Below are 12,075 nucleotides of genomic sequence, written 5' to 3'. Positions count from 1 at the left end.
GTGGCCGGATTATTCGGCCGCTTTTCGCGCTTGGTTCATGGAGCTAACGATTTTATCGCCCCATTTGATTTGTTCACGTAGGTCATCGATTGCGCTGTCAAGCTCGTCGCGTTGACTGATCAAATCATTGAGCCGGTCATGCGCGATTTCGAGCGTGCGGTTCATTTGCGTGTGCTGCTGGTCACCCACGTGATAGAGGTCGAGCAATTGACGAATTTCTTCAAGGCTGAAGCCAAAGCGCTTCCCGCGTAGGATCAACTTTAGGCGGGCACGATCACGTTTGGTGAACAGGCGCTTTTGTCCATCCCGCTTGGGGAATAGCAGCTCTTTGGACTCATAAAATCGCAAAGTGCGCGGTGTTACATCGAATGCGTCGCACATTTCACGAATGGTCATTTGTGTTTCAGTCGTTTGCATAAATCTCTCACTCATCCTGGCGTTCTTAGCTCATCACCTAGGCGTTAGAATCATCGATACAACGATCGCCTAAGTTTACGTAGTAGGTACGTTACGTCAATTTCAGGTTTACGTAACTTACACCAGCGTAATGCAATGAATGTGTTAAAAAAGAACGGGGAACAACCTGAGGAATGCGTCAAAATCGCCTAAAGGTTGAACAGCAGTGAGTTTGAATCCGAGCTGAAGCGCCGCTATTTCAGCTTTTTTAACGTTTCGCCCCGTAGCGAACGCAATTCTTTAATAGCTTCGGCAAGTTGTAGCGCTTGGTCTTCCAGCTCTATCAATTGGCGATCTGCCATTTCAACAAAAGCAGTGCGCTGGGCGTCAGTGCCTTCATTTTCATAGATTTTTAGCCACTGACGAATTTCTTCGAGCTTGATGCCAAATTTACGGCCACGCAGAATTAGCGTCATGCGCGCGCATTCGCGGGCACTGTAGAATCGGGAACGGCCTTCACGTTCCGGCTCGAGCAACTCAATATACTCGTAATACCGTAACGTACGTGGCGTCACATCAAAGCGCGCGCACATTTCTTTAAAACTTAGCCTGATGTCGGACATTCTTAGTACTCCTGCCCCTAAGGTTAGGCTTGCTGCGCGGGAAGGGCAACCACTGGACTTGCCCCTCAGTGCAATTGACGCTCATAAAGGAGCAAGCCCGCGAGGAGTCGGATATGTCAGAGCGCAAAGCGGAATTTGCCAAACAGTTTATCAACGCAATTCCCCATGCCTCTGCGCTCGGGATGGAGTTGACACAAATCGGTGAGGGCAAAGCAGAAATTAGCATGCCCTATGATCTCAAGCTGGTGGGTGATCCAAAAACAGGGGTCATTCACGGCGGTGCAGTTTCGGCGCTGATGGATACCTGTGGCGGGGCCGCAGTGATGAGCCACCCTGATGCGCCAGCGGGTACAGCGACGATTGATTTGCGAATAGACTATATGCGCCCTGCGACGCCCGGCCATAGCATTCGCGCACAAGCGGAATGTCATCACATCACACGGTCCGTTGCATTTGTGCGCGCAGTTGCGCTTGATGAAGACGATGCCAATCCAGTCGCTATGGCAACTGGTACATTCACTGTGGAGGGACGCTAAGAATGGCGCGTAAACCTCCAGAGCCAGTACAGGATGTGAAAAAGCGCCGTGATGCGGCCTTAAGCGCTTTGGTCGGCGGCGTTCCCTACATCAAATTTTTGGGTATTCAGTTTGATCGACGTGGTGATGAACTCACGGCGCTTTTGCCATTTGATGAAAAGCTCATCGGCAACCCGTTTTTACCCGCTATTCATGGGGGCGTGACAGCAGCCTTTTTAGAGGTTAGCGCCATTATCGAGCTGAGTTGGTCGCTGTTGTGGGAAGATATTGAAAGCGGCGTCATCAGCTTGGAAGACTTGCAAGCGGGAACCTTGCCGCGGCTTCCAAAAACAATTGATTTCACGGTAGATTATATGCGCTCTGGTTTGCCGCGTGATGCGTATGCACGCGCGCGCGTCACCCGCGCCGGACGACGCTATGCGTCTGTGCAAGTCAAAGCGTGGCAAGACAATCATGATCGCCCTATCGCGCATGGTACAGCACATTTCTTGATGCCAAGGCGTGAAAGCGTTTGAGTGAACCGCTGCCGATAACACATAGGCGCGTGCTGACCGTTGCGCTGCCTGTTGTGCTCTCGAACGCGACGGTCCCGATCCTTGGAGCCGTAGACACAGGTGTCGTCGGCCAAATGGGCCAAGCCGCTCCTATTGGTGCCGTTGGAATTGGCGCAATTGCACTCACTGCGATCTATTGGATCTTCGGCTTTTTGCGCATGGGCACTGCCGGTTTTACCGCGCAAGCCCATGGGGCAGGGCGCACGGGCGAAGTGTCTGCGCTGTTGTCACGTGCAATGATCATCGCGCTAGGCGCAGGATTTATGATTGTTGCGCTGCAAATGCCGCTGATGTGGCTCGCCCTGCAAACGGCCCCGGCAAGCGAAGAGGTCGAAACGCTTGCAAGCACATATATTGTCATCCGTATTTATGGCGCGCCCGCCGCGATCGGGATCTATGCGCTCACTGGATGGATGATTGGTCTTGGCCGCACGCGCTCCGTCCTACTTGTGCAGTTATGGATGAACCTGTTGAACATCGGGCTCGATCTTTGGTTCGTGCTGGGGTTGGAGTGGGGTGTCGAAGGGGTTGCGATTGCAACGCTTATCGCGGAATGGAGTGGCTTGCTGCTGGGGCTTTGGCTGTGTCGGGATGTGCTGAAAACCCCCGCATGGAAAGACTGGCCTCGCGTCTTTGAGCGCGCGCAAATGATACGTTTTGCCCGTGTGAACAGTGATATTTTGATGCGGTCTGTCATGCTACAAGGTATCTTTATGAGCTTTGTCTTTTTGGGTGCGCGCTTTGGCGATGTGACGCTGGCTGCCAATCACGTGCTTTTGCAGTTTCTCGAAATCACTGCCTACGCGATGGATGGGTTTGCGATTGCTGCTGAAACTTTGGTCGGCCAAGCAATGGGTTCGCGCAGTGTTGCGCGGGTGCGGCGCGCGGCTTTGATGACGAGCTTTTGGGGCGCTGTGAGTGTCGTGATAACAGCCAGTGCATTTGCGCTCTTTGGTCCTTGGATTATTGATCTTATGACAACAGCACCTGATGTGCGGGTAGAGGCCCGGGCGTATTTACCCTACATGATTGCCGCGCCTTTGGTTGGATGCGCGGCTTGGATGCTTGACGGTATCTTTATCGGCGCGACGCGCAGTGCCGATATGCGCAATATGATGGCTGTGTCGGCGATCATTTACGTGATTGCTTTGATGATATTGATGCCTTTGATCGGCAATCATGGTCTATGGCTTGCCCTGCTGATTTCGTTCGTTGCGCGTGGCATCACGCTAGGATGGCGCTATCCATCGCTGGAGCGCGCAGCGGCTTAAAGCCAGTCGCTGCGCTTGCTGCCAATCGCATCTTTGACGTTCGCGTGCCCATCTTTTTCAAGCAGTTCGTCCAAGCCACGCACGATGTCACCCGCAAGCGAAAGCCCGCCATAAACAAGAGCTGTGTAGAGCTGGACCGCTGATGCGCCTGCACAAATTTTGGCATAAGCTTGCTGTGCGTTGCTGACACCGCCCACACCGATCAGGGGAAGCTTTCCATCTGTCAGGGACGACATTTTCGCCAAAACGCGTGTTGAGCTTTCAAACAAAGGCGCGCCAGAAAGGCCACCTGCTTGGTCTTTGTGAGCACTTTGCAAGCCCTCGCGAGAAAGCGTTGTGTTGGTGGTGATGATACCTTGCACACCTGTGACAAGTGCAACGTCAGCTATCTCTGCCAATTCCGCGTCGTTTAGATCGGGTGCGATCTTGAGGAAAACAGGGATTTGCCGCTCAAGCATAGCGCGCGCGTCCATGACGCCTTTCAAAAGCGCGGTGAGCGCGGCTGACCCTTGCAGGTCACGCAGTTTTTCGGTGTTTGGGGAACTGACGTTTACGGTCGCAAAGTCCACATGGGCACCACACTGACTAAGCACTGTTGCAAAGTCGCGCGCGCGGTCTTCACTGTCTTTATTCGCGCCAAGGTTCAAGCCAAGCACCATATCTTTGGGTCGTTGAGCCAGCCGCGCACCGATGGCGTCCATCCCTTGATTGTTGAAGCCAAAGCGATTGATCGCGGCTTTGTCCTCTGTCAGGCGAAACAGGCGGGGTTTTGCATTGCCGTCCTGCGGACGCGGGGTCGCAGCGCCGACTTCAACGAAGCCGAAACCGGATTTGCTTAGGCCGTTCAACGCTTCTGCGTTCTTATCAAACCCTGCGGCAAGGCCGATCGGATTGGCGAGCGGCAAGCCCGCAAGATCACATTTCAAACGTGGGCTGGTCATCTTACCAGGCGCGGGGGCGAGGCCGGTTTGCAAAGCTTTGATCGCAAGGCCATGCGCTTGCTCGGGATCCATCTTGCGCAGCGCTTTGAGGCCGACTTGTTCAATAAGACGCATCATCCGAAACTTGCTCCACCATCCGCGCCGCTAGTGCGGATCAAGCGCGATGTTGCGACAGCCGCTTGGCGATGCACGACGGCCAATTGGTAATCAGGCGCTGTGACCATTGCGAGGAAGGCATGCGCTGTTGGATAACGCGCGATGAACATGGCATCCCACTGTTCGTCTTCAGGTCCGATCAGCACGGTTTCAAATCCACCACGCCAAAGGATAGAGCCGCCAACACGTTCTAAAATGTGTGCAGTCTCAGCACCATAGTTGGCATAAGCTTCGGCACCGCTGAGATTTTTACCACTCAGCGCATGATCTTCGGGATACTCAGCGACGTCGCGAAAACGCACAAGGTTGAGCATTTCAATCGGCGCATTGCGATTGAGGCCTTTAAAAGCTTCGAACTGCGCGCGCGTTGGATCGAGGTGGATGTCGCTCATACGAGGCCTGCTGGAAAGGCATGTTTGCCATCAACCAACTCCAATGGTTGTGCCCACTCCACATCTTCCAAACGTAGCTCACGATAGAGGTGGGGAAATTCAGCGCCGCCGCGCGAGATTTCCCACTTGAGCGCGCTGCCCATCGCATTGGCGTCGCACCCGAGCAGGTACAGACCTTCAACACCTGCAAAGTGTTTGTCAGCGGTTTCCTGCGCCTGTGCAGCCGTGGAAAAATGAACGTAACCGTCGGCCACATCAATTGGCGCGCCTGTGGTGACTTTGTCGCGGCGAAGCTGCGCCCATTCGTCGGCGCGAAAGATTTTGTAAATTTTCATGGGGGCCGTGATGCGACAAGCGACCAGCTTGGTCAAGGATGGGTTTCAATTGCGCGCCAGAGCATGTCGAAATCTTCCCCGTTTTCAACACGGCGCACCAAGTCCTGTAGAACTCCGATGCCGTTTGTGTCGGCAACAGTTTTCACCAAGGTCCACGCGGCGCTATAATTTTGCTGCCACGTTTCGGCGCTATTAATTTCTCTCCATTCTTTTAAATTCCGCGCATTTTTGATGTGATCAGGCTTGGCAACAAAGCTCAACCGCGTGTCTTGCGAAATGTAGCTCGCCAGACCTTCATCAAACCATTGCGGGAATTTCGGATTGTAGATGTCGCTAAACCCCATGGTTCTGTGCAACTCAGAATGTGCGAGTTCATGAGTAATAATCGAAACATTCATTCCGCGTGGGCCGATAAAATTTAGATGGAACCCATAGTTCAAGCCGCGCGCGAACAACCCGAACCGCTCGGCGCAGGCTGTCGTCGTGCAAAGTATATGGCGTGGGTTCGTGGTGAGAGGGCCAAAAAATTCGGCGGCTTGCAGTCGTGCGGCGCTCATCAAAGCCAAATGTGTCTGCGCTTTGTCAGGGGCGTCGCTGTATGTGTTTGGGGCAATTTTATGTAGGCCAAACAGATTCGGCGTTAAAGCACGGTGTGGACCGGGCAAGGCCGCATATGCCGCCGTCGCGCTAAGGATGAGTAGTGCAAGCGTAATCCGGATCCATCTAAACATGCCTAGAACTTGGGCAGGCTGCGCCCCCGTTTCAAGCTTTGCGCGACGTCCGCCTTTGACTCAACCGCACCAACGCGCTTTGATGCGACTCAAGAGTTCAACAAAAAAGGGATTTCAATATGCTCACGCGTTTATTCACTGGGGCGGCAAGCCTCGCACTGACCGCAGGGATCGCATCGGCGGATTATTCGCTGACGATTCTTCACACCAACGACTTTCACGCGCGCTTTGAGCCGATCAGCAAATATGACAGCGGCTGCGGCGAAGAAGACAATGCAGAAGGTAAATGCTTCGGCGGTTCCGCGCGTCTTGTAACAGCGGTTGCACAAGCGCGTGCGCGTACGAACAATTCCATCCTTGTGGATGGCGGGGATCAGTTCCAAGGCACTTTGTTTTACACCTACTACAAGGGCAAGCTTGCGGCCGAGATGATGAACAAGCTCGGCTATGATGCGATGACAGTGGGCAACCATGAATTCGACGATGGCCCAGAAGTTCTGCGCGGCTTTATGGATGCGGTGGATTTCCCTGTGTTGATGTCCAATGCGGATGTGAGCGGCGAAGAACTGCTTGCGGGCAAACTGGCGAAGTCCACAGTGATTGAACGCGGTGGTGAAAAGCTGGGCCTTATTGGTCTGACACCGCAAGACACGGATGAATTGGCCAGCCCGGGCCCGAATATCGTCTTCACCGATCCAGTGAATGCCGTGCAGGGCGAAGTCGACAAGCTGACAGAGATGGGCGTGAACAAGATTATCGTTCTGTCCCACTCCGGGTATAAGGTGGACCAAGCGGTTGCAGCCGGAACAACGGGTGTTGATGTGATTGTGGGTGGGCACTCGAACACATTGCTCTCTAACACCAATGAACGCGCCGAGGGGGCTTATCCAACGATGGTTGGTGAAACCGCAATCGTGCAAGCCTACGCTTATGGCAAGTTCTTGGGCGAATTGAATGTGACCTTCAATGATGCGGGCGAGATCACAGAGGCGAAAGGTGAGCCGATCATCGTTGATGGCACTGTGTCCGAAGATGCAGTGACAAAGGCGCGGATCATGGAAGCGGCGGCACCGCTTGAAGAGATCCGCAACAAAGTAGTGGCGCAAGCAGGTGCCGCGATTGAGGGCGACCGCTCAGTCTGTCGTGTGCAGGAATGTGAGATGGGTAACCTCGTTGCTGATGCCATGCTAGCACGTGTGAAAGATCAAGGCATCCAGATCGCTATCGCTAACTCAGGCGGCTTGCGCGCGTCCATTGATGCGGGTGATGTGACGATGGGCGAAGTGCTCACTGTGTTGCCGTTCCAAAACACGCTCTCTACGTTCAAAGTTTCGGGTGCGACATTGATGGCCGCGCTTGAAAATGGCGTGAGCCAGATAGAAGAGGTCAAAGGCCGCTTCCCGCAAGTGTCGGGGATGAGCTTTGCAGTGGATGCCTCAGCCGAGGTTGGTAGCCGGATCTCTGACGTGATGGTCGGTGGTGTGGCGCTTGATATGGGCAAGATGTACGGAGTGGTGTCCAACAACTATGTGCGCGGTGGTGGAGATGGGTACAAAATGTTCCGCGATGCGCAGGATGACTATGATTTTGGACCCGATGTTGCGGATGTGCTGGCGGAATATTTGGCTGAACAAGGCCCATATGCGCCCTACATCGATGGTCGTATCGGTTTGAAATAAAGCTTAGGGGGCGTAGCGCTTAGATGCTGCGCCCCTACTTTTCCCAGCGCGCGATTGCTGCGCGCATGCGCATGCCATACCGTCGCGCAGTCTCCAAATCTCCATCCGACAAAATCTTGGTGCCGCTTTTGGGGGCACTGGCTGTCACGCCAACCCAAGACCCATCCGTATTGATGCCTTCGTTCTCGGGCACAACAGGCGCGCCTGTTTCAGTGTTGCCGATCCAGATCATCCCCATTTGGGATGCAAAGATAAACAGGGACATCAAAGCATTGAGCTTGTCGCCCGAGGGGTGCATCGCGGTGGAAAAACCACCCGCCAGTTTGTCGCGCCATTGGCCTGTGTCCCAACGGCTGGCGGCTGTTTCGATGAATTGAACAAAAGTTGCGGGCAGGCCACCCATGTAGGTGGGTGCGCCCATGACGATTGCGCTGGCGTGATCGAGGGTGCTCCAGTCCGCTTCCGTCAGCGCCGTAACATCAAAGACCTGCCCGCGCCCCCCGTCTGCAATGGCTTGGGCCAGCGCTCGTGTATGGCCGTCTACCGAATATGTCACAATGCAAAGGGTCATACTTTTAGGCTTTCCTGAGTTTCGGGCGAGCATATTCTTTGAATAAGAATATGGAACGAGATTTTTCGAAAAAATCTCCTCGCGTGGCTTTGCAGATGGTATACGGTATTGCCATGTGTGGACGTTTAGCAGTGACCCTTCCCAATGATGCGATGGCGCAGCTCTTTGCGGCGCAGCCTTCCAATGATCTGCCCGACGTACCAAATTTTAATGTGTGCCCAACGACCCTAGTACATACGGTGCGTAGAGAAGATGGACGTCGTCAGCTCGCACCGATGCGCTGGGGCTTTATTCCACATTGGTATGAGTCACCGGCAGGTGGGCCACTGCTCATCAACGCGCGTGCTGAAACCATTGCTGATAAACCCGCGTTCAAAGCAGCGTGCCGCGCGCGACGCTGTCTTATTCCGGCAAGTGGGTTTTATGAATGGACCAAAGATCAAGAGGGCGGGCGCGATCCGTGGTACCTAAAGGCGCGGGATGGAGCGCCTTTGGCATTTGCTGGAATTTGGCAGGACTGGGAAATGAACGGGGACAGACACCGTACATGCGCGATTGTTACAACCGCTGCCAACACAAGTATCAGCGCAATTCATCATCGCATGCCCGTCATCCTAAGCACAGAAAACTGGCCGTTATGGTTGGGTGAGCAAGGAAAAGGCGCGGCACTGCTGATGCAGGCCGCGCCCGAAGAGTTGCTTACGTTTCATCGCGTGGATAGAGCGGTCAATTCAAACCGCGCGACCGGCGCGGATCTGATAGAACCGATTTCTACTTAGTTAGACGCCGTTGGCGCTGCACCGGAATCGTCTTCCTCGAATGCTTCGTCATCCAGACTGAGCGGTGCAAGATCGAATGACAGGCTGCCAGCTATTTCAGAATCTGACGCGAGCGCGAAATTCAGCTTTGTTTCAGGCGTGACGCTCAATAGGTAGCTCTGGCCTTCACTGATCTCACCGCTGTCCCAGGATGCATCACTCGAAACGACCTTTACCGTGCCGCCGTTGTTGTTCACAAATTTCACTTCATCGCCTGGAATCAGATATGTGATTTCTGGATAAAACGCGCCTTCTTCGATCTGGATATCATATTGTTCGGCACTCGCGCTTTGTGCAGCACACAGGCCAAGGGCCGCGATCGAAAACATTAGTGACTTGTACATGGCATAACTCCTTTTGCGCAGGGTGTGCGCGTGCGTTGCCAAATCCATAGGTTTGAGTCGTGGCAAGATTGAGGCAAAATAAGGCCGAAACCGTAACGGCTATCCTTGTTGTATGGCCGATGTTTTGAAGACATCGGGTTTTGTGTGCGCGAGCGTCTTGACCCTTGCGAGAGCCTGACTTATGTCACGCAGAGGTCGCGGGCGTTGTGTAATGGTTAAGACCTCAGTTTTCCAAACTGAAGATGAGGGTTCGATTCCCTCCGCCCGCTCCAAAAACTCCCACACAAACATTACGTCAAATAAGCGCATACAGCGTCCTCACGCTTGACCCGAGCGCCACTGTGAATTTAATGCGCGAAAATTTGCGCGATCGAGGACATCCATGGCGACCGATACGACTTCAAATACCAGCCAATTGGCCCCCAACCTGACTGAAGCCGAGCGCGCTAAATCTAAAGAACTCGCAACACTGCGAAGGTTGTGGCCGTTCCTTGCGCCCTACAAAATATTGGTTGTTTGCGCCGCAATGGCATTGACGTTGACGGCGATGGTGTCGCTCTTGCTGCCTTTGGCTGTGCGTCGCGTGGTGGACAATTTTGAAAGTGCGGCGGGCGGTTTGCTTGATCAATATTTTGCCTCTGCCTTGGGAATCACCGCGCTTTTGGCCGTGGGCACGGCGTTGCGCTACGCGTTGGTGACGCGCTTGGGCGAACGTGTTGTTGCAGACATCCGCAAAGCGGTTTTTGATCGTGTGATCTCCATGAGCCCAGAGTTTTATGAAAAGATTATGACCGGCGAGGTATTGAGCCGGATCACCACGGATACAACGCTGATCCTGTCTGTCATCGGCTCTTCGATATCGGTGGCGCTACGCAATGTACTGATCTTCATCGGCGGCTTGATTTTGATGCTGTTCACATCGGCCAAGTTAACGGGCCTTGTCTTGTTGTTGGTGCCAGCTGTCATCGTCCCGATTCTGGTCATGGGGCGCAGGTTGCGCGTGCTCAGCCGTGAAAACCAAGATTGGATCGCTGCATCCTCCGGAAACGCGTCTGAAACGCTTGGATCGGTCCAAACCGTACAAGCGTTCACCCACGAAACTCAAAGCCAATTCCAGTTTTCTGATTTCACGGAAAAGAGTTTTGACGCCGCGCGCCGACGCATCACAGTGCGCGCCTTTCTAACGATGATCGTTATCTTTCTTGTCTTTTCTGGCGTCGTCGGGGTGCTTTGGATCGGCGCGCGTGATGTGCGCGCAGATTTGATGACGACGGGCGCATTGGTGCAATTCGTGATTTACGCGGTCATGGTGGCCGGTGCGGTTGCAGCGCTGTCTGAAATTTGGAGCGAATTGCAACGCGCCGCAGGCGCAACCGAGCGTTTGGTCGAACTGCTGGATGCAGAAGATACGGTGACAGACCCAGCGCAACCGCTTGATTTGGCAACGCCTGTACGCGGTGAAATCGCGTTTGAAAACGTCTCGTTCCGCTATCCGACACGTCCCGAAACAGCGGCGTTGGATGACGTCACGCTGAACATCAACGCAGGCGAAACCGTTGCCTTCGTTGGCCCGTCAGGTGCGGGTAAAACGACCATCATCCAAATGATCCAACGCTTTTATGATCCGCAATCAGGTGTGATCCGTCTTGATGGGGTGCCGCTGGTGCAGATGGAGCGCGAGGCGTTTCGCAAGCATATTTCATTGGTGCCGCAAGATCCTGTGATCTTTGCCGCCTCCGCACGTGAAAACATCCGCTTTGGTCGTCCGGATGCGACAGATGCTGAAGTCGAATCTGCAGCGAAGGCTGCTGCTGCCTATGACTTTATCGACGCTCTGCCGGACAAGTTTGACAGCTATGTAGGCGAACGGGGGGTGATGCTCTCAGGGGGGCAAAAGCAGCGTATTGCGATTGCACGCGCCATTTTGCGCGATGCCCCTGTTTTGTTGTTGGATGAAGCGACAAGCGCGCTTGATGCGGAAAGTGAACGTGCGGTTCAGCTTGCGGTCGATGAGTTGGCGCAAGGACGGACGACCCTGATCGTGGCACACCGATTAGCGACTGTGAAAAAGGCGGATCGCATTGTTGTGCTTGAAGCAGGGCGTGTCGTCGCTGTCGGCACACATGATGCGTTGGTTGCTGAGGGCGGGCTTTATGCGCGCCTCGCACGCCTTCAATTTACGGCCGGCGCTGACGACATCTAATTCCCTCTTGCGCAGCGCAAGCTGGCGCGCGAAAGTCCGCGCATCTTATCAAGAAGGATTATTAAGATGGGTTTGTGGAGTTTTGCAAAAGACGCCGGCAAGAAACTATTTGGCGGTGACGATGCTGAGCCGTCTGTTGACGAGCTGAAGAAAGAAGTCGCTGATTTGGGTCTTGAGGCAGAAGGTCTCGATCTTCAGGTTGAGGGCGACAAAGTGCGCGTTGCAGGTGTTGGTGCGGTTAGCCCGTCCATCCGCGAGAAGATCATTTTGGCGGTTGGCAACGTGACGGGTATTGGCGCTGTTGAGACGGATGACGCAGATGATGGCGATGCCGCACCTGTGTTCCATACCGTTGAAAAAGGCGACACGCTTTGGGCGGTCGCGGAAAAAGCGTTGGGCAATGGTTCAAAGTACACTGCGATCTTTGAGGCGAACAAGCCTATGCTCACGCATCCTGACAAAATCTACCCAGGTCAGGTTCTGCGGATCCCGCAGGAAGGTGTTGAAGCGTAAACACGCTTTGTC

The 12,075-nt window shown here is 54.1% G+C and carries 15 protein-coding genes and 1 tRNA gene; 8 read left to right on the top strand and 8 right to left on the bottom strand.

All coding sequences use genetic code 11. The features are described 5' to 3' along the window. Nucleotides 1-9: 9 nt before the first annotated feature. Nucleotides 10-417, bottom strand: coding sequence for a MerR family transcriptional regulator (locus tag ACTG3Z_RS06955; protein WP_375264713.1), 408 nt, complete (start codon nt 415-417; stop codon nt 10-12). 233 nt (nt 418-650) lie between these two features. Further along, nucleotides 651-1,019: a MerR family transcriptional regulator gene (locus tag ACTG3Z_RS06950; RefSeq protein WP_375264714.1), complete on the bottom strand. Its 369-nt coding sequence runs from the start codon at nt 1,017-1,019 to the stop codon at nt 651-653. A gap of 113 nt (nt 1,020-1,132) precedes the next feature. On the opposite strand from ACTG3Z_RS06950, the gene ACTG3Z_RS06945 reads away from it, so the two are divergent. The 3 genes from ACTG3Z_RS06945 to ACTG3Z_RS06935 are packed head-to-tail and all read left to right on the top strand — an operon-like array spanning nt 1,133 to nt 3,380. Continuing rightward, a complete protein-coding gene (locus ACTG3Z_RS06945; protein ID WP_439142135.1) occupies nt 1,133-1,555 on the top strand; it encodes a PaaI family thioesterase in 423 nt (140 codons plus the stop codon). A gap of 2 nt (nt 1,556-1,557) precedes the next feature. Then, nucleotides 1,558-2,070, top strand: a complete 513-nt coding sequence (locus ACTG3Z_RS06940; RefSeq protein ID WP_439142134.1) for a PaaI family thioesterase — start codon at nt 1,558-1,560, stop codon at nt 2,068-2,070. Beyond that, nucleotides 2,067-3,380 (top strand): MATE family efflux transporter, encoded by a 1,314-nt coding sequence (locus ACTG3Z_RS06935; protein WP_439142132.1) that lies wholly within the window; start codon nt 2,067-2,069, stop codon nt 3,378-3,380. The genes ACTG3Z_RS06940 and ACTG3Z_RS06935 overlap by 4 nt, the downstream gene beginning before the upstream one ends. Here the strand turns inward: ACTG3Z_RS06935 and ACTG3Z_RS06930 are convergent. The 4 genes from ACTG3Z_RS06930 to ACTG3Z_RS06915 are packed head-to-tail and all read right to left on the bottom strand — an operon-like array spanning nt 3,377 to nt 5,935. Beyond that, the gene (locus tag ACTG3Z_RS06930; protein ID WP_439142353.1) at nt 3,377-4,435 is read right to left on the bottom strand and encodes a quinone-dependent dihydroorotate dehydrogenase; all 1,059 of its coding nucleotides are present in this window, start codon (nt 4,433-4,435) and stop codon (nt 3,377-3,379) included. The genes ACTG3Z_RS06935 and ACTG3Z_RS06930 overlap by 4 nt on opposite strands. Then, nucleotides 4,435-4,869 carry a DUF1330 domain-containing protein gene (locus ACTG3Z_RS06925; RefSeq protein ID WP_439142131.1) on the bottom strand — a complete coding sequence of 145 codons (435 nt, stop codon included), beginning with the start codon at nt 4,867-4,869 and terminating at the stop codon, nt 4,435-4,437. The genes ACTG3Z_RS06930 and ACTG3Z_RS06925 overlap by 1 nt, the downstream gene beginning before the upstream one ends. Beyond that, complete coding sequence (locus ACTG3Z_RS06920; RefSeq protein ID WP_439142129.1) at nt 4,866-5,204, bottom strand: DUF952 domain-containing protein; 339 nt, start codon at nt 5,202-5,204, stop codon at nt 4,866-4,868. Before ACTG3Z_RS06920 ends, ACTG3Z_RS06925 begins: the two co-directional genes overlap by 4 nt. A gap of 32 nt (nt 5,205-5,236) precedes the next feature. Beyond that, nucleotides 5,237-5,935, bottom strand: a complete 699-nt coding sequence (locus ACTG3Z_RS06915; RefSeq protein ID WP_439142128.1) for a hypothetical protein — start codon at nt 5,933-5,935, stop codon at nt 5,237-5,239. Nucleotides 5,936-6,054: 119 nt separating this feature from the next. On the opposite strand from ACTG3Z_RS06915, the gene ACTG3Z_RS06910 reads away from it, so the two are divergent. Continuing rightward, nucleotides 6,055-7,614: a bifunctional metallophosphatase/5'-nucleotidase gene (locus ACTG3Z_RS06910; protein ID WP_439142127.1), complete on the top strand. Its 1,560-nt coding sequence runs from the start codon at nt 6,055-6,057 to the stop codon at nt 7,612-7,614. 34 nt (nt 7,615-7,648) lie between these two features. Here ACTG3Z_RS06910 and ACTG3Z_RS06905 read toward each other — a convergent pair whose 3' ends face one another. Then, nucleotides 7,649-8,185, bottom strand: a complete 537-nt coding sequence (locus ACTG3Z_RS06905) for a flavodoxin family protein (protein ID WP_439142126.1) — start codon at nt 8,183-8,185, stop codon at nt 7,649-7,651. A gap of 113 nt (nt 8,186-8,298) precedes the next feature. Between ACTG3Z_RS06905 and ACTG3Z_RS06900 the strand changes: the two genes are divergently transcribed. Continuing rightward, nucleotides 8,299-8,964 (top strand): SOS response-associated peptidase, encoded by a 666-nt coding sequence (locus tag ACTG3Z_RS06900; RefSeq protein ID WP_439142351.1) that lies wholly within the window; start codon nt 8,299-8,301, stop codon nt 8,962-8,964. On the opposite strand, the gene ACTG3Z_RS06895 is transcribed toward ACTG3Z_RS06900, so the two are convergent. Continuing rightward, nucleotides 8,961-9,347: a cupredoxin domain-containing protein gene (locus tag ACTG3Z_RS06895; protein WP_375264720.1), complete on the bottom strand. Its 387-nt coding sequence runs from the start codon at nt 9,345-9,347 to the stop codon at nt 8,961-8,963. The two genes, ACTG3Z_RS06900 and ACTG3Z_RS06895, sit on opposite strands and share 4 nt — an antisense overlap. A gap of 197 nt (nt 9,348-9,544) precedes the next feature. Between ACTG3Z_RS06895 and ACTG3Z_RS06890 the strand changes: the two genes are divergently transcribed. The 3 genes from ACTG3Z_RS06890 (at nt 9,545) to lysM (ending at nt 12,063) form a co-directional block, all read left to right on the top strand. After that, nucleotides 9,545-9,619: transfer RNA gene (locus ACTG3Z_RS06890), tRNA-Gly, on the top strand. 110 nt (nt 9,620-9,729) lie between these two features. Further along, entirely contained in the window at nt 9,730-11,550 is a 1,821-nt protein-coding gene (locus ACTG3Z_RS06885) for an ABC transporter transmembrane domain-containing protein (RefSeq protein ID WP_439142125.1), read from the top strand. Between the two features lie 66 nt (nt 11,551-11,616). Then, nucleotides 11,617-12,063 carry a peptidoglycan-binding protein LysM gene (lysM, locus tag ACTG3Z_RS06880; protein WP_439142123.1) on the top strand — a complete coding sequence of 149 codons (447 nt, stop codon included), beginning with the start codon at nt 11,617-11,619 and terminating at the stop codon, nt 12,061-12,063. The last annotated feature ends 12 nt before the right edge of the window (nt 12,064-12,075 follow it).

It is taken from the genome of Planktotalea sp., from assembly GCF_965659345.1.
Lineage (GTDB): Bacteria > Pseudomonadota > Alphaproteobacteria > Rhodobacterales > Rhodobacteraceae > Planktotalea.
This window is presented reverse-complemented; position numbering and strand designations above follow the sequence as displayed.

What these genes read in the sequence shown, in the direction of transcription:
- ACTG3Z_RS06955 (WP_375264713.1), bottom strand. Translation starts at nt 417, where the DNA reads ATGCAAACGACTGAAACACAAATGACCATTCGTGAAATGTGCGACGCA.
- ACTG3Z_RS06950 (WP_375264714.1), bottom strand. Translation starts at nt 1,019, where the DNA reads ATGTCCGACATCAGGCTAAGTTTTAAAGAAATGTGCGCGCGCTTTGAT.
- ACTG3Z_RS06945 (WP_439142135.1), top strand. Translation starts at nt 1,133, where the DNA reads ATGTCAGAGCGCAAAGCGGAATTTGCCAAACAGTTTATCAACGCAATT.
- ACTG3Z_RS06940 (WP_439142134.1), top strand. Translation starts at nt 1,558, where the DNA reads ATGGCGCGTAAACCTCCAGAGCCAGTACAGGATGTGAAAAAGCGCCGT.
- ACTG3Z_RS06930 (WP_439142353.1), bottom strand. Translation starts at nt 4,435, where the DNA reads ATGCGTCTTATTGAACAAGTCGGCCTCAAAGCGCTGCGCAAGATGGAT.
- ACTG3Z_RS06925 (WP_439142131.1), bottom strand. Translation starts at nt 4,869, where the DNA reads ATGAGCGACATCCACCTCGATCCAACGCGCGCGCAGTTCGAAGCTTTT.
- ACTG3Z_RS06920 (WP_439142129.1), bottom strand. Translation starts at nt 5,204, where the DNA reads ATGAAAATTTACAAAATCTTTCGCGCCGACGAATGGGCGCAGCTTCGC.
- ACTG3Z_RS06915 (WP_439142128.1), bottom strand. Translation starts at nt 5,935, where the DNA reads ATGTTTAGATGGATCCGGATTACGCTTGCACTACTCATCCTTAGCGCG.
- ACTG3Z_RS06910 (WP_439142127.1), top strand. Translation starts at nt 6,055, where the DNA reads ATGCTCACGCGTTTATTCACTGGGGCGGCAAGCCTCGCACTGACCGCA.
- ACTG3Z_RS06905 (WP_439142126.1), bottom strand. Translation starts at nt 8,185, where the DNA reads ATGACCCTTTGCATTGTGACATATTCGGTAGACGGCCATACACGAGCG.
- ACTG3Z_RS06900 (WP_439142351.1), top strand. Translation starts at nt 8,299, where the DNA reads ATGTGTGGACGTTTAGCAGTGACCCTTCCCAATGATGCGATGGCGCAG.
- ACTG3Z_RS06895 (WP_375264720.1), bottom strand. Translation starts at nt 9,347, where the DNA reads ATGTACAAGTCACTAATGTTTTCGATCGCGGCCCTTGGCCTGTGTGCT.
- ACTG3Z_RS06885 (WP_439142125.1), top strand. Translation starts at nt 9,730, where the DNA reads ATGGCGACCGATACGACTTCAAATACCAGCCAATTGGCCCCCAACCTG.
- lysM (WP_439142123.1), top strand. Translation starts at nt 11,617, where the DNA reads ATGGGTTTGTGGAGTTTTGCAAAAGACGCCGGCAAGAAACTATTTGGC.